Here is a 14,748-nt window from a genome sequence, read left to right as displayed (position 1 = left end):
CGAGCGTTTAGAGAAAGAAACGAGTCGGCGCAATGGGTTGCGGGGCGTCTGGCTCAATCCAGTCCTTGCCGGGAACCAAGCCGGATCGTTCCGGATGCGATCGCCTGCTCCAGCAGGCCAATGGCGCCGGCCAGCTTCTCGTCGATGACGTGGAGATACTCCGTCCAGTCGCCGACATGCCTCAGATCCGCCGCACCGTCGGAAATGCCGCGCAGGCCGATCAGCGGCACGCCGAAGAGCTGGCAGGCGCGCAGGCAGGCGAATGTCTCCATATCGACCATGTCGGCGGCGATCGCGTCATAGGCGACGCCGGAGATGACCGCGCCGCCGGTCGACAGCGATGCCTCCCTGATGCCCGGAATGCGTATCGGCAACGGCACGGTGACCGGCAGGTCGAGAAACGGCGTGGCGCCCTTCACGAAGCCCAAGGGCGAGGCGTCGATGTCGCGATAGGCGACCGAAACCGCCTGGTAGATCTCCGCCTGCTCCAGCCTTCGGCTGCCGGCCGAGCCCAGCGAGACGACGAGATCCGGCAGCGCGTTTTCCAGTTTCAGCCTGGCAAGCTCGGCGCCCAGCCTGATCCCGGCCTCGACCGGTCCGACGCCGGTCATCAGCGGCGTGAACAGTTTCCTGAGGTGCGGGCCGTATTCGGCCTCCACGGCCATGACGAAGAGAACGTCGCTGCCGGACAGACGTGACACTTTGACGGTCATGACGGCCCTACCCCCTGTTTGTTGCCACTACGAAGGGAAAGGACAATGTGCCCTCGCCGCCTCCCGGCCTTCGCTATGGCTCCGGGCGTTCGTCGCTCGAAAAGCCCATTTGGGGGCTTTTCGTCCGCTGCGCGGACCGCTCCTCACCCTTCGATCCCGTCACGTCCGACGACCGTCATCATCGTGCCGGTCATGGTGGCGATCAGCTTGGCCTCGCCGTCGGCGGCAAAGGCATAGGCCTGGCCATCTGCAACGACGATGGTGCGGCCGGGCTTGGTCACCGAGCCGCGGAACAGGAAGCGCTCGCCCCTGCCCGGCGCCAGCAGATTGACCTTGAACTCGATGGTCAGCACGCTGGAATTCTGCGGCAGCAGCGAGAAGGCCGCATAGCCGCAGGCCGAATCCAGCGCCGTCGAGATGACGCCGGCATGTAGGAAGCCATGCTGCTGGGTGAGCGCCGCCGAATAGGGCATCTCGATCTCGATGATGCCGGGCGTCACAAGGGTCAGTTCGGCGCCGATGGTCGTCATCGCCTGTTGCCGGGCGAAAGAAGTCCGGACGCGATCCTCATAGTCCGGAGCGGGTACGATCTTTGCTGCCATGGCCATCGCCCTTGTTTCCTGGGAAAGCTTATTGCAGAGGCACGCAGCGCAGGCAATCTCTTATGTTGCAGTGCAACAATGCCGCCGCGCGGCCGTTCTCACCGGCCTGATCCCGCCCTGCGCAGCGCACAGACATAGAAGCCGTCGGTGCCGCTCAGCGCCGGCGACAGCGAGACACCACCGTCGCTGCCCAGGCGCGCGGCGGCCGGATGGCCTGGAAAGCGGCTGTCCCAGAGCTTGCGGTGGTCGACCCGCGTGAAATCACCGTGGCGCGCACGAAACGCCGCGACCTGGTCGCCGTTCTCGGCGTCGAACACCGAGCAGGTGATGTAGACCAGCAGGCCGCCCGGTTTGACGAAGGCCCTGGCCGCGTCGAGGATTTCGCTCTGCTCGCCCCGGCGCTGGTCGAGCTGCCTTTGCGTCAGCCGCCATTTGGCGTCGGGGCGGCGTCGCCACGTGCCGCTGCCGGTGCAGGGCGCGTCGACCAGCACGATATCCATGTGGTTTGACAGCGGGGCCAGCTCGGCCGGCTTGCTGACGATCTGAATGTTGCGGTTTTCCGAACGGCGGATGCGGTCGAAGATCGGCGCCAGCCGCGCCTTTTCGGCGTCGTGGGCGAAGATCTGGCCTGTATTGCCCATCTCGGCCGACAGCGCCAGCGTCTTGCCGCCGGCGCCGGCGCAATAGTCGAGCACCTGCATTCCGGCCTCGGCGCCGGCGAGCGCCGCGACGATCTGCGAGCCCTCGTCCTGGACCTCGAACCAGCCCTTCTGGAAGGCAGGTTCGGCCTGGACATTCGGATGCCTGCCGTCGCCGTCGATCGGCGGGATGCGGATGCCTTGCGCGGCAATGCTGGCCGGTGCCGCACCCGTCCCGTCGAGTTCGGCCAGCACCCTGGCCCGGTTGGCCTGCAGCGTGTTGACCCTGAGGTCGAGCGGCGGGCGGGTGGCGAGTGCCGATCCTTCCGCGACCCAGGCCTCGCCGAAAGCCTGCTCGAACATCGGCACGCACCATTCGGGAATATCGGCGCGCACCGCATCCGGCGCGTCGGCCGGCCGGCGGTCGGCAACCGCCTTGAGCTCGGTGTCGCTCAACAGCGGCGGAGCGAACTTGTCGCCTTCGAGGGCGTCGTTCAGCGACTGCGCCGTCTGCCCCCATTCGAGCAGAAGCGCGCCGAAGCCGATGGCGCGCGGCGTGTCCTCGCCGAGCAGCCAGCCGGCGGAACGCTTGCGGCGCAGCGCGTCGTAGACGATGTTGCCGATCGCGGCGCGGTCACCGCCGCCGGCGAAGCGATGCGACAGGCCCCAGTCGCGCAGTGCATCGGCCACCGGCCGATGACGCCGGCCAATGTCCTCCAGCACTTCGATGGCCGCCGCCAGCCTTCCGCCCAATCGCATTCTCTTGTCTTCCGTTTTCCGAGCAAATTAATTCCGCCCTGCTCTTAGAGCCTTTCATACCCGATTTGAACCAACTCAATTTGCCGGCGGCCGGAGCAATCCCGGCGAAGGCTGCGAGTTCTCGACAAACCGGGCATCCGCCAGCGCGAACGGAACAATTCATCCAATATATGAAAGCTCTCTAATGCGTACGACTGGCGGGCACAAGCATGCCGTGTGGAGCAAGTGCTCTGCTTTCCAAGGTTTCAGGTTGCGAATACTCTTTCGGCTGTGATTCGCGACGCAGGAAAAGCGGATTTGCGGATCGATACGAGGAGAGGGCAATGAAGACTTATCTTGCGGAAGTTCTAGGCACTTTTCTGTTGGTGTTCATCGGCACGGCTTCTGTGGTCACGGGCGGCTTTGGCGGCGCGCTGCCGCTCGGCCAGGAAGGCATCGGCCTGGCGTTCGGCATCGGCCTCATTGCGGCGGCCTATGCGATCGGGCCGATCTCTGGAGCGCATCTCAATCCGGCGGTGACGCTTGGCGCCTTCCTCGCCGGCCGGCTACCGGCAAAGGATGTCGTTCCCTACTGGATCGCGCAGATCATCGGCGCCATCATAGCCTCGCTGGCGCTGTGGATCATCGTCTCCGGCCAAGTCGGCGGCCACACCGGCGGCTTCGGCGCCAATGGCTGGGACGAGGCGAAATGGGGCGTCAGCTCGGCCTTCCTGTGGGAGCTGATCGGTACCTTCACCTTCGTCACCGTGATCCTCGGCGTCACGGCGCAAAACCACAGCACGACCTTCGCCGGGCTGGTCATCGGCCTGACGCTGGCCGGGCTGCACTTCGCCATCATCCCGGTCACCGGCACCTCGCTCAATCCGGCCCGGTCGATCGGTCCGGCGCTGTTTTCGGGCAGTGCCGCGCTCAGTCAGCTGTGGCTGTTCATCGTCGCGCCGCTGATCGGCGGCGCCATCGCCGGCGTCGTCGCCAAGGCGCGCATCTTCGAAAAGGAGTGATTTTCGAAACCTGAAGAAAAAAGGCGCGGGGCTGGCCCCGCGCCTTTTCTTTGCAGTGAATGCTTGGCGTCAGGCGATCTCGAAGCGGTCGAGGTTCATCACCTTCACCCACGCCTTGACGAAATCCTTGACGAACTTCTCCTTGGCGTCGCCCGAACCGTAGACCTCGGCCAACGCGCGCAGCTGCGCGTGCGAGCCGAAGATCAGGTCGGCGCGGGTGCCGGTCCACTTGACCGCCTTGGTCTTGCGGTCGCGCGCCTCATACACGCCGTCTGAGCCCGAGGCCGGGTCCCAGATCGTCGCCATGCTGAGCAGGTTGACGAAGAAGTCGTTGGTCAGCGTGCCCGGCCGGTCGGTGAACACGCCGTGCTTCGACTTGCCGGTGTTGGCGCCAAGCACGCGCAGGCCGCCGACCAGCACCGTCAATTCGGGCGCCGTCAGCGTCAAAAGCTGCGCCCGGTCGACCAGCAGCGCCTCGACCGAGAGCACCTGCTTGCCCCTGGCATAGTTGCGGAAACCATCGGCGACCGGCTCGAGCGCGGCGAAGGAGACTATGTCGGTCTGTTCCTGCGAGGCATCGGTGCGGCCCGGCGTGAACGGCACCTTCACGTCATGGCCACCGTCCTTCGCCGCCTTCTCGAGGGCGGCGACACCGCCGAGCACGATCAGATCGGCGAGCGAGACTTTTTTCCCGCCGGCATTGAACTCGGCCTGGACGGCCTCGAGCTTCGCCAGCACCTTCGCCAGTTCGGCCGGCTGGTTGACCTCCCAGTCCTTCTGCGGCTCAAGGCGGATGCGGCCGCCGTTGGCGCCACCGCGCTTGTCGGAACCGCGGAAGGTCGAGGCCGAGGCCCAGGCGGTCGAGACCAGCTCGGACACCGACAGGCCGGAGGCCAGGATCTTCGCCTTCAGCGCGGCGATATCCTGTTCGCCGACCAGTTCGTGGTCGATCGCCGGGATCGGATCCTGCCAGATCAGCTCTTCCTTCGGCACGAGCGGGCCGAGATATCGCACGACCGGACCCATGTCGCGGTGGGTCAGCTTGAACCAGGCGCGGGCGAAGGCATCGGCGAATTGCTCGGGATGCTGGTGGAAGCGCCGCGAGATCTTCTCATACGCAGGGTCGAAGCGCAGCGATAGGTCGGTGGTGAGCATGGCCGGGGCATGGCGCTTCGACGAATTGTGCGCGTCCGGAACGGTGCCGGCGCCGGCGCCGCCTTTCGGCGTCCACTGGTTTGCACCCGCCGGGCTCTTCGTCAGCTCCCATTCGTAGTTGAACAAATTGTCGAAGAAGTTGTTGCTCCACTTGGTCGGCGTCGTGGTCCAGGTGACCTCCAGGCCGGAGGTGATGGCGTCGCCGGCAATGCCGGTGGCATGCTTGCTCGACCAGCCGAGGCCCTGCGCCTCGATGCCGGCGCCTTCCGGCTCGGCGCCCACCAGCGCCGCATCGCCGGCGCCGTGCGTCTTGCCGAAGGTGTGGCCGCCGGCGATCAGCGCCACGGTCTCTTCGTCGTTCATTGCCATGCGGCGGAAGGTCTCACGGATGTCGCGCGCCGCGGCGAGCGGATCCGGCTTGCCGTTCGGTCCTTCCGGATTGACGTAGATCAGGCCCATCTGCACGGCGCCAAGATGGCCGCTGAGCTCACGATCGCCGGAGTAACGCTCGTCACCCAGCCACTTGGCCTCGGAACCCCAATTGACGTCCTGCTCGGGCTCCCAGACGTCGGCACGGCCACCGGCGAAGCCGAAGGTCTTGAAGCCCATCGATTCCAGCGCGACGTTGCCGGCGAGGATCATCAGGTCGGCCCAGGAGATCCTGCGGCCATACTTCTGCTTGACCGGCCAGAGCAGGCGGCGCGCCTTATCGAGATTGGCGTTGTCCGGCCAGCTGTTCAGCGGCGCGAAACGCTGCTGCCCGGCGCCGGCGCCGCCGCGTCCGTCGCCGATGCGATAGGTGCCGGCGCTGTGCCAGGCCATGCGAATGAACAGCGGCCCGTAATGGCCGAAGTCGGCCGGCCACCAGTCCTGCGAATCCGTCATCACCCGGTGCAGGTCATTGACCACCGCATCGAGATCCAGGCTCTTGAATTCCTTGGCGTAGTCGAAGCCTTCGCCCATCGGGTCCGAGAGGTTCGACTGCTGGTGAAGAACGCCGAGGTCGAGCTGGTTCGGCCACCAGTCACGATTGGTCCTGCCGGCGGATCCATGCGGCACGGGGCATTTGCCCGCGCTGTTGTCGTCGGTTTTCGCGTCCATCTTACTCTCCGATTTTTACCGAGATTTGATTTTTCACCAGGGGCGGCCAGCGGCCGCGCCAATCTGGAACGATTCCAGACTAGGCCGGCACAGTGATAAAGACAAATTGCCTTTCCTGTTTTTTCCGATAGGATTTTCTTATGATTGGCCTCACCGTGCGGCAGATGCAATATTTCGACGCGCTGGCGCAGACGCTGCATTTCGGCCGCGCCGCCAAGCTGGCCGGCGTCAGCCAGCCGGCGCTGTCTTCCCAGATCGCGGAGATGGAGCAGCGGCTGAGCTGCCGTCTGTTCGAGCGCGGCGGCAAGACGGTGCGGATGACCGACGAGGCGCTGGCCTTGCAGCCACGCATCGAGCGCATCCTCGCCGATATCCGTGACGTCGAGACGACGGCGCGGCGCGGCCGCCCCGCAATGGAAGGACGCTTCCGGCTGGGCATCATCCCGACAGTCGCGCCCTATCTGCTGCCGCATGCGTTGCCGGAACTGAGGCGGCATTTCCCGGTCTTGCAGGTCGAACTGCGGGAGGCGGTGACCGCGTCGCTGGTCGACGACACTGCCGCCGGGCGGCTCGACGCGTTCATCGCCGCCCTGCCGCTCGACCATACCGGCCTGGTCAGCGAAGAGCTTTTCCCTGACCGTTTCTTCCTTGCGGTGCCGTCAGGCGATCCGGCCTTCGCCTCGCCGCCGGTGCCGCCGGAAAGCCCGGCGCTGGAAAGGCTGATGCTCCTGGAGGAAGGCCACTGCCTGCGCGAGCAGGCGCTGGCCGTCTGCGGCAGTGTGCGGCCGGTGGCGATGGCGAGCTACGGCGCCACCAGCCTGACGACCCTCTTGCAGATGGTGGCGCATGGATTGGGCGTGACGCTGGTCCCGGAGATGGCGATGCGGCCCGCCGGCACCATTCCCGACCTCAAGATCGTGCCGTTCCAGGAGCCGATGCCGCAGCGCATGATCTGTCTCGCCTGGCGCCGCAACAAGGCGCGGCACGACGAATGCGTGGAACTAGCGAAGATCATTCGCGGGCTGGATGCGGCGGTGCTGGCCGCGTGAGGGTGCGCCGACTACGCTGCCATCCCAGTTTCTCGACAATGGCATAGCGCTTCAGAAAGGCCTGCGACCTGCTGGTTCTTACCAAAGCCTCTCACGGCACAAATATCAGGAATACATAGGTGAAAAACACCACGACATGCACCATGCCGGTCAGGAATGTCGTTCTTTCGGTGCTGAAGCTGATGCTGCACACGAAAAGCGCCAGGACCATAAGGACCGCGTCAGCCGCCGGGAGCCCCAGGGTCAACCCTCGTCCGGTAAACAGGCTGGCTGCCGCGACCGCCGGTATCGTCAAGCCAATTGTGGCGCAGGCAGAGCCCATCGCGACATTCAGGCCGCGCTGCAGCTCGTTGTTGAGGGAAGCGCGAACCGCTGAAATTGCCTCCGGCATCAGGACCAGCCCCGCGATCAATGCCCCGACAATGCTGTCGGCCTGGGTCACCTCGTAGGCAACGAGCGTGTCTTCGACACTCGCGGCGACCTGCTCGGCCAGCATGACAATTCCGATCAGCCCGACGAACAGCAGCAGGGTGCTGGCGTAGACGCCTTCATGGGGGGCGGTTCGGATCGAAACCTCGTGGGCCTGTGCTTCGATGAAGTCTTCCCGGTGGCGGACGGTCTGCGCGAACACAAAAGCCGCATAGAGCAGCACGGAAAGCACGCTGACAAAGCCGAGCTGAGCGGCTGAGAACGTGCCGGGATCCGTGGTCCGCGTGTAGGTCGGCAGAACAAGCGTCATGACCGTCAGCGCGACCAGAACCGCCAGATAGGCGCTGGTCCCCTGGCGAACGATCGCCTGCTTGCGATGACGCCAGCCGCCAAGAACGAGACAGGTGCCGACAACGCCGGTGGAGGTAATCATCACCGTCGAGAAGACGGACTCACGCGCAAGCGTCGGGTTGTTCTCTCCATGCAGCATCATCGACACGATGATCGACACCTCGATCGCCGTCACGGCAAAGGTCAGCACCAGCGTGCCGTAAGGCTCGCCGACCCGCCGAGCCACCGCCTCGGCATGCTCGAGCACCACGAAAATAGTGATGAACATGATCGCGCTCGAAAGCGCTCCGACGAGGATCCTGACGCCCGGCGACCCTACGTCCACGGAGAGCCCGCTGGCCCTGACCGCGACGGCCATCGCCAGGGCGGCCAAGGGCATCGCGTAGGACGTTACCGATCGTCCGAAACCTGTCATCCGAGCCCCCGAACGCCACGCGTTTCCGCGAACTTAGCGGAAAAGCGCGGCGGGGGCACCTCTCACAGGCATCTTTGCCCGCCAAGCGTACCATTCAAAACACGATTGAGGCCTGGGCACAGTTTTGCGCATCGAATGTCTCGATGGCCTTGCGAACCGCCCCACAAAATCGTTCCAGAAGTTCCAGCTCACTCCCCAGTCGACGGCGCAACGACAAGGGCACTTCCAGCTGTGCTCCTTTCCCCGTCAAGCCTCGGTTGACGATGTTCAAATCCTGGATACCTGGAAAGGGATGGTTGTCCTTTTGCGTCTGGAAGTCGGCGCCCTGCAGACGCCAGGCTATCTCCGAAACCAACGCGGCGTCCTTGCCGCCGAGGTAAACTGTCGAGGGATCGTCCCGATCCTGACGACCGTGGATGGCGACGACCGTCGACTTGGTCCGCAACAGTTCCAGCGCGGTTGCCTCGTCAAAGTTCCTGGATGTTATGTGCAGCTCTCGGTTGCTTTCCGGCATGAGCCCTTCAAAGCAATACATGTCGAGATCGCGCCCTGCTATTGTCTCGGCGATCAGGGAGGTGCGGGGCTCGATCTTGCCGCCATGCGGGGCCATGACGATCGCACTGCCGGTTCGCGCTCCGCGCCGGACGACTATGCGATAATCTATGTTTTCGGTTTTGGCGGCCTTCAGTGCCGCGAAATTCGGAAACTCGTTGTCCATAAATGCCGTTTCACGCCGTCTTCTGCACCACCAAACCCAGTTCTTCGATCATCGTGTCGCGCATCAGGAATTTCTGCGGCTTGCCGGTGACCGTCATCGGCAGTTCGGTGCGGAAGCGGATATAGCGCGGCACCTTGTAGTGCGCGATCTGCCCGGCGCAGAAGGCCTTGATCTCCTCCGCGGTGGCGATCTGGCCGGGCTTCAGCACGATCCAGGCGCACAGCTCCTCGCCATATTTGTCATCGGGAATGCCGAACACCTGCACTTCCTTGACCTTGGGATGGCGGTAGAGGAACTCCTCGACCTCGCGCGGATAGACGTTCTCGCCGCCACGGATGACCATGTCCTTGACCCGGCCGACAATGTTGCAATAGCCCTCGGCGTCGATGGTGGCGAGGTCGCCGGTGTGCATCCAGCCGTCGGCGTCGATCGCCTCGCGGGTCTTTTCCACGTCGTCCCAATAGCCCTTCATCACCGAATAGCCGCGCGTGCAGAGTTCGCCCGGCGCACCGACCGCGACCGTGGCGCCGTCGGCATCGATGGCCTTGACCTCGACATGCGGCTGGATGCGGCCGACGGTGGAGACGCGCTTTTCCAGCGGATCATCGACGCCGCTCTGGAAGGAGACCGGGCTGGTCTCGGTCATGCCGTAGGCGATGGTCACTTCCGACATATGCATCAGCGACACAACCTTCTTCATCACCTCGATCGGGCATGGCGAGCCGGCCATGATGCCGGTGCGCAGGCTGGAGAGGTCGAAGGACGAAAAATCCGCATGGTCGAGCATGGCGACGAACATGGTCGGCACGCCATAGAGGCCGGTGCAGCGCTCCTGCGCCACCGCCTTCAGCGTGGCGCCGGCGTCGAAGCCCTCGCCCGGGAACACCATGGTGGCGCCCTTGGTGACGCAGCCCATCGTGCCCATCGACATGCCGAAGCAGTGATAGAGCGGCACCGGGATGCAGAGCCGGTCGTCGACGGTGAGCTTGATCGCCGAGGTGACGAAATTGCCGTTGTTGACGATGTTCAAATGGGTGAGCGTGGCACCCTTCGGCGCACCCGTCGTGCCGCTCGTGAACTGGATGTTGATCGCCTCGCCGGGCTTCAGCCCCTCGGAGATGCGGTCGAGGCTGTCGTGCTCGTCGCGCCCGGCCATGGCCAGCACGTCACCGAAATTGAACATGCCGGGCGAATTGTCTTCGCCCATGCGGATGACGATCTTCAGCGCCGGCAGTTTTTTCGCCTTGAGCTTGCCGGGCTCGGCCTTGGCGATCTCGGGCGCCAGCATCTCGATCATGCCGAGATAGTCGGACGTCTTGAAGCTGGCTGCCGTGACCAGCGCCTTGCAGCCGACCTTGTTGAGGGCATATTCCAGTTCGGTCAGCCGGTAGGCCGGATTGATGTTGACCAGGACCAGGCCGATGCGCGCGGTGGCGAATTGCGTCACCAACCATTCCCAGCGATTGGGCGACCAGATGCCGACGCGGTCGCCCTTTTCAAGGCCAAGCGCCAGGAAGCCGGCAGCCAGGGCATCGACCGTGTCCGACAGCTCGCTCCAGGTGAAGCGCTTGTCCTGGCCGACGAAGACGGCGGCGTCGAGCGTGCCGTATTTGCTGACCGTGTCGGAAAACAGTTCCGGCATGGTCTTGTCGAGCAAGGGCACCGAATGGTCGCCCGAGACATGCGCCTTGCCATCGACCGGGGCAATAAAGGTGCCCCTTGCGCTCCGCCCGCGCAGATTGGTGGCGTTCATGAGCTCGTCGAGTTTGATCGCCATCGCCGTCTCCTCCCGGGATTAGCCGAGCCTATCAGTCGACGGCGGCGGTGGGAACTGGCCGATGGTATGGAGGGCAATCGCCTGAGGCTCGAATGCCCGTCACGGTGATTATGTTTCGATATGTTGGCGCTGCTTGGCGGGCATTTCTCCCCGTATGGTGACGGGGAGTAAGGGCGCGTCGCCGAGGGGCGGCGCCGACCTCGGTTGCTATCCGTTCACTGACGCCATCTTCGCCGCTATGTCGCGCAAGACGGCTTGGTCCGCTGCTCCACGCGTCTTCCTCGACGCCACAAGGCACGCCTGCGATCGCAGCACGACGCCGTCGGCCAGCACCTTGAGGTGGTTGGCGCGCAACGTCGAGCCGGTGGTGGTGATGTCGACGATGACGTCGGCCAGCCCTTGCGCCGGCGCGCCCTCGGTGGCGCCCAGGCTCTCGACGATGCGGTAGACCTGGATGCCGTGCTTTTGCGAGAAGAACTGCTGGGTCAGCCGCCAGTATTTGGTGGCGATCCTCAGCCGCCTGCCGTGGCGCTGGCGGAAGTCGGCGGCGACATCGTCGAGATCAGCCATGGTCTCGACGTCGAGCCAGATGTCGGGCACCGCCACCACGACGTCGGCATGGCCGAAGCCGAGGCGGGCGACGATCTCGGCGCGCGCTTCCCAGTCGGCCAGGTTTTCGCGCAGCAGGTCCTCGCCGGTGATGCCGAGATCGACCGAGCCCTGGCCGATCTCGCCGGCGATCTCGGAGGCCGACAGGAAGGCGACCTCGACGGCCTCCATGCCCTCGATGCGGGCGCGGTATTTGCGCTCGTCGCCGGGCAGGCTGACGGTGAGGCCGGCCTTGGCCAGCACGTCCAGCGCCTGCTCCTTCAGCCGGCCCTTCGATGGCAGCGCGAGCGTGATCATCTGGCCTTCTCCCGCAGCGCCTCGATGCGGTCGAGCCAGACCGAGAAGCCGACGCCGGGGATCGGCGTCTTCGCGCCGAGCAGCGTCAGCAGCCTATCGTAGCGGCCGCCACCGGCCAGCGGCCGGTCGCCGCCATCAGCCGCGATTTCGAAGACGAGGCCGGTGTAGTAGTCGAGCGGACGGCCGAAAGCGGCATCGTAGCGGATATCCGCCATTGGCAGGCCGTGCGTCTCGATCGCCCTGGCGCGGGCGGCGAAGTTGTCGAGCGCCGCGCCCAGGGAAAGGCCGGCGCCGGAAGCGAAGCTTTCCAGCGCCTGCGCCGCATTGTTAAGCGGCACGTCGATCGCCAGAAACCCTTTCAGCGCCGAGAACGCCTCGTTGGACAGCCTGACGCTGCGCAGCTCGGCCTTCTCGATCAGCCGCCGCGCGATGTCGGAAGGCGAGCGGCCGGCCGATGCCGACAGGCCGGCTTCCTCCATGCCGCCGGCGATGTGAGCGGCAAGACTCTCGACGTCGCCGTCGAGCACCAGTGTGGCGACCGGGCCGGAAAGCTGGCTGTTGCGCGGCGGGTTGGCGAGGTCGGCCAATGCCGCCTCCAGCATCGGCGCCGAGCCGAAGGCCCGCGCCAGCCGCATGCGCCAGCCGCGCGGCAAGCCAAGGGCTGCCAGCACCGCCTCGAAGACGGTCTGGTCGCCAAGCGTGACGGCCAGCCCCTGGCCTGGCAGCGCCAGCGTCAGCAGCGCGTGCGCGTCGGCCAGCGAGCGGGCGTCGGCAGCCGCCGTGTCGCGGTCGCCGAGATCCTCGATGCCGGCCTGGAAGAATTCATTGCCGCCCTCGCGGCGCTGGCGGAACACTTCGCCGAGATAGGAATAGCGGCGCGGCGTGCCGGCCTGGCTGGCGATATGGTCGAGGCAGACGGGAATGGTGAATTCGGGCCGCAGGCAGAGCGTCCTGCCGGTCTCGCTCTCGGTGAGGAAGATGCGGCGGCGCAGGTCTTCGCCGGCCATGTCGAGGAACGGATCGGCCGGCTGCAGCACAGCGACCTCGACGGCGTGCGTGTCGCGTGCGGCGAAGAGCTTGGCGATGTCGGCGGCGATGGCGGGGTAGCGGGAGGTCATGCGGCACCCCCTTCCCTTCTCCCCTTGTGGGAGAAGGTGGATCGGCGCGCAGCGCCGAGACGGTTGAGGGGTGCTGGAAGGAATGAGACGTTGGCGTTCCCTGGAACACCCCTCATCCGACCGAGCTTCGCTCGGCCACCTTCTCCCACAAGGGGAGAAGGGGAGGTCGGCGCCTCACCTGCCACGTGCCCGCTCCTCGGCCTGAGCCGCCAGGATCTTCTTCACCTCGCCAACCAGTTCGCTCTCCGCCACCGTCACCTGTGCCGGGCGAGCGGCGCGCCATTCGGCGTTGTCGGTGATTTCGGCCGACATGCGGGCGCCTTCGATCAGGTCCTTGATCTGCACCTCGCCCCGGGCGCGCTCGTCGCCGCCCTGGATGATGGCGACCGGGCTGCCGCGGCGGTCGGCGTATTTGAGCTGCGCCTTCATGCCGGCGCCACCGAGATACATTTCGGAGCGGATGCCGGCGGCGCGCAGCTCGGCGACCATCTTCTGGTAGCGGCCGAGACTTTCCGTGTCCTTGTCCATGACGAGCACGACGACCGGGGCGATGACATCGGAGGTGTCGAGCTTGCCGAGGTTCTTCAGCGCCGTCATCAGCCGCGAGACGCCGATCGAAAAACCGGTCGCCGGCACCGGCTCGCCGCGGAAGCGCGAGACCAGCCCGTCATAGCGCCCGCCGCCGCCAACCGAACCGAAGCGCACGACCTGGCCGTCCTCATTGGGGATCTCGGCCAGCAGCTCGGCCTCGAAGACGGGGCCAGTGTAGTATTCGAGGCCGCGCACGACCGAGGGGTCGATCAATATCTTGGTTTCATCATAGCCCGCGGCTGCGCAGAGCATCTGTATCTGATCGAGCTCGTCACAACCTTGCAGGACAAGGGGCGTTTGTTCAAAGCCGCGACGCAGATTGTCGACGGTAAGGCCGTTGGCAACTCCTCGGCTGCCCGATCCCTGGGCCTTCCAACCGGTGATATTCAACAGCTGCGATATCTGACTGTCAGAAAGACCCGCTCCCTTGGTGAAGTCGCCCTCGCCTTCCTTGCCACCGTCCCAGCGACCTTTCCCAAGCAACAGTTGAATGTCTTCAAGAGCGAATTTGTCCAGCTTGTCGATCGCGCGCAGCACCTGCAGACGGCGTCCCGCATTCTCATCACCGCCAAGGCCGATCGCCTCCAGCACGCCGTCCAGAACCTTGCGGTTGTTGACGCGGACAACATACTGGCCTTTGAGACCCAACGCCTCCATCACGTCGGCCATCATCATCGCCATCTCAGCATCAGCTGCCACGGTTGGCGTGCCGATCGTGTCGGCGTCGAACTGCATGAACTGGCGGAAGCGGCCGGGACCGGGCTTCTCGTTGCGGAACACCCAGCCCGAGCGGTAGCTGCGGTAGGGTTTCGGCAGCTTGTCAAAATTCTCGGCGACGAAGCGCGCCGTCGGCGCGGTCAGATCGTAGCGCAGCGACAACCACTGGTCATCATCATCCTGGAAGGAGAAGACGCCTTCGTTCGGCCGGTCCTGGTCGGGCAGGAATTTGCCGAGCGCGTCGGTGTATTCGATCATCGGCTGGTCGACCGGCTCGAAGCCGTAGAGCTCATAGACGCCGCGGATGGTCGCCATCATCTTCTCGACGGCACGGATGTCATCGGCGCCGCGGTCGGCAAACCCGCGCGGCAGCCGCGCTTTCGTCTTTTCCGATTTGTCGGCCATGGGATGGGTACTCGGTGTTTCGTGGCGTTGCGTGGGCCGGTTAGATTACCGCTTTCCACGGCGGGCGTGTCCTAGCCGATGCCGCTTGGTGCGGCAAGGGTTTGCGGCTCGATCCGCAACGAGGCTTGAGTTCGGACAGTTTGCGAACGCCGCGCCGCCCCTCATCCGCCTGCCGGTGTCCAGCCGATAGATGGGTAACAGAATGGACCGGATACATAGGTAACAGTTCTCCCCCTATGAGTCCGCTGCAGCGCCAAGCGGATTGGTTGGCGCGGCGCTGCAGCGGACAAGCGTCATACGCCT

General features: G+C 65.1%; 13 protein-coding genes. 3 read left to right on the top strand and 10 right to left on the bottom strand.

The genetic code is table 11. From position 1 onward, the window contains the following. Window positions 1-53: 53 nt before the first annotated feature. The 3 genes from EN857_RS32370 to EN857_RS32360 form a co-directional block, all read right to left on the bottom strand. Window positions 54-713 carry a 5'-methylthioadenosine/S-adenosylhomocysteine nucleosidase gene (locus EN857_RS32370; RefSeq protein WP_135859635.1) on the bottom strand — a complete coding sequence of 220 codons (660 nt, stop codon included), beginning with the start codon at window positions 711-713 and terminating at the stop codon, window positions 54-56. Between the two features lie 143 nt (window positions 714-856). Next, entirely contained in the window at window positions 857-1,315 is a 459-nt protein-coding gene (locus tag EN857_RS32365) for a PaaI family thioesterase (protein WP_127285378.1), read from the bottom strand. A 98-nt stretch (window positions 1,316-1,413) separates the two neighbouring features. After that, window positions 1,414-2,712 (bottom strand): RsmB/NOP family class I SAM-dependent RNA methyltransferase, encoded by a 1,299-nt coding sequence (locus tag EN857_RS32360; protein WP_135859634.1) that lies wholly within the window; start codon window positions 2,710-2,712, stop codon window positions 1,414-1,416. Between the two features lie 323 nt (window positions 2,713-3,035). Between EN857_RS32360 and EN857_RS32355 the strand changes: the two genes are divergently transcribed. Continuing rightward, window positions 3,036-3,713 (top strand): MIP family channel protein, encoded by a 678-nt coding sequence (locus EN857_RS32355; protein WP_127285370.1) that lies wholly within the window; start codon window positions 3,036-3,038, stop codon window positions 3,711-3,713. A gap of 69 nt (window positions 3,714-3,782) precedes the next feature. Here the strand turns inward: EN857_RS32355 and katG are convergent, their stop codons facing one another. Beyond that, window positions 3,783-5,969 carry a catalase/peroxidase HPI gene (katG, locus tag EN857_RS32350; RefSeq protein WP_135859633.1) on the bottom strand — a complete coding sequence of 729 codons (2,187 nt, stop codon included), beginning with the start codon at window positions 5,967-5,969 and terminating at the stop codon, window positions 3,783-3,785. Window positions 5,970-6,109: 140 nt separating this feature from the next. On the opposite strand from katG, the gene EN857_RS32345 reads away from it, so the two are divergent. Beyond that, on the top strand, window positions 6,110-7,018 hold the full coding sequence (locus EN857_RS32345; protein ID WP_135859632.1) for a hydrogen peroxide-inducible genes activator: 909 nt from the start codon (window positions 6,110-6,112) through the stop codon (window positions 7,016-7,018). A 91-nt stretch (window positions 7,019-7,109) separates the two neighbouring features. Here the strand turns inward: EN857_RS32345 and EN857_RS32340 are convergent, their stop codons facing one another. After that, window positions 7,110-8,066 (bottom strand): calcium:proton antiporter, encoded by a 957-nt coding sequence (locus EN857_RS32340; RefSeq protein WP_245511368.1) that lies wholly within the window; start codon window positions 8,064-8,066, stop codon window positions 7,110-7,112. Between EN857_RS32340 and EN857_RS36245 the strand changes: the two genes are divergently transcribed. Further along, window positions 8,059-8,184 (top strand): hypothetical protein, encoded by a 126-nt coding sequence (locus tag EN857_RS36245; protein WP_281034316.1) that lies wholly within the window; start codon window positions 8,059-8,061, stop codon window positions 8,182-8,184. The genes EN857_RS32340 and EN857_RS36245 overlap by 8 nt on opposite strands. A gap of 123 nt (window positions 8,185-8,307) precedes the next feature. Here the strand turns inward: EN857_RS36245 and EN857_RS32335 are convergent, their stop codons facing one another. From EN857_RS32335 to hisS, 5 genes are all read right to left on the bottom strand, one after another. After that, on the bottom strand, window positions 8,308-8,931 hold the full coding sequence (locus EN857_RS32335; RefSeq protein ID WP_135859630.1) for a poly-gamma-glutamate hydrolase family protein: 624 nt from the start codon (window positions 8,929-8,931) through the stop codon (window positions 8,308-8,310). 10 nt (window positions 8,932-8,941) lie between these two features. Next, window positions 8,942-10,708 (bottom strand): AMP-binding protein, encoded by a 1,767-nt coding sequence (locus EN857_RS32330; protein WP_135859629.1) that lies wholly within the window; start codon window positions 10,706-10,708, stop codon window positions 8,942-8,944. Between the two features lie 207 nt (window positions 10,709-10,915). Further along, the gene (gene hisG / locus EN857_RS32325) at window positions 10,916-11,614 is read right to left on the bottom strand and encodes an ATP phosphoribosyltransferase (protein WP_135859628.1); all 699 of its coding nucleotides are present in this window, start codon (window positions 11,612-11,614) and stop codon (window positions 10,916-10,918) included. Then, window positions 11,611-12,732, bottom strand: a complete 1,122-nt coding sequence (locus EN857_RS32320; RefSeq protein ID WP_135859627.1) for an ATP phosphoribosyltransferase regulatory subunit — start codon at window positions 12,730-12,732, stop codon at window positions 11,611-11,613. The genes hisG and EN857_RS32320 overlap by 4 nt, the downstream gene beginning before the upstream one ends. Window positions 12,733-12,906: 174 nt before the next feature. Beyond that, entirely contained in the window at window positions 12,907-14,445 is a 1,539-nt protein-coding gene (gene hisS / locus EN857_RS32315; RefSeq protein WP_135859626.1) for a histidine--tRNA ligase, read from the bottom strand. Between the last annotated feature and the right edge of the window lie 303 nt (window positions 14,446-14,748).

This window comes from Mesorhizobium sp. M4B.F.Ca.ET.214.01.1.1, from assembly GCF_004791545.1.
GTDB lineage: Bacteria > Pseudomonadota > Alphaproteobacteria > Rhizobiales > Rhizobiaceae > Mesorhizobium > Mesorhizobium abyssinicae.
Note: the sequence above shows the minus strand (reverse complement) of the source record. Positions and strands in the feature narration are given on the sequence as shown.

Bases quoted from the DNA above. Each gene is read 5' to 3' on its own strand.
- EN857_RS32320 (WP_135859627.1), bottom strand. From the start codon at position 12,732: ATGACCTCCCGCTACCCCGCCATCGCCGCCGACATCGCCAAGCTCTTC.
- EN857_RS32335 (WP_135859630.1), bottom strand. From the start codon at position 8,931: ATGGACAACGAGTTTCCGAATTTCGCGGCACTGAAGGCCGCCAAAACC.
- EN857_RS32360 (WP_135859634.1), bottom strand. From the start codon at position 2,712: ATGCGATTGGGCGGAAGGCTGGCGGCGGCCATCGAAGTGCTGGAGGAC.
- EN857_RS32340 (WP_245511368.1), bottom strand. From the start codon at position 8,066: ATGTTCATCACTATTTTCGTGGTGCTCGAGCATGCCGAGGCGGTGGCT.
- katG (WP_135859633.1), bottom strand. From the start codon at position 5,969: ATGGACGCGAAAACCGACGACAACAGCGCGGGCAAATGCCCCGTGCCG.
- EN857_RS36245 (WP_281034316.1), top strand. From the start codon at position 8,059: ATGAACATGATCGCGCTCGAAAGCGCTCCGACGAGGATCCTGACGCCC.
- hisS (WP_135859626.1), bottom strand. From the start codon at position 14,445: ATGGCCGACAAATCGGAAAAGACGAAAGCGCGGCTGCCGCGCGGGTTT.
- EN857_RS32345 (WP_135859632.1), top strand. From the start codon at position 6,110: ATGATTGGCCTCACCGTGCGGCAGATGCAATATTTCGACGCGCTGGCG.
- EN857_RS32370 (WP_135859635.1), bottom strand. From the start codon at position 713: ATGACCGTCAAAGTGTCACGTCTGTCCGGCAGCGACGTTCTCTTCGTC.
- EN857_RS32365 (WP_127285378.1), bottom strand. From the start codon at position 1,315: ATGGCAGCAAAGATCGTACCCGCTCCGGACTATGAGGATCGCGTCCGG.
- hisG (WP_135859628.1), bottom strand. From the start codon at position 11,614: ATGATCACGCTCGCGCTGCCATCGAAGGGCCGGCTGAAGGAGCAGGCG.
- EN857_RS32355 (WP_127285370.1), top strand. From the start codon at position 3,036: ATGAAGACTTATCTTGCGGAAGTTCTAGGCACTTTTCTGTTGGTGTTC.
- EN857_RS32330 (WP_135859629.1), bottom strand. From the start codon at position 10,708: ATGGCGATCAAACTCGACGAGCTCATGAACGCCACCAATCTGCGCGGG.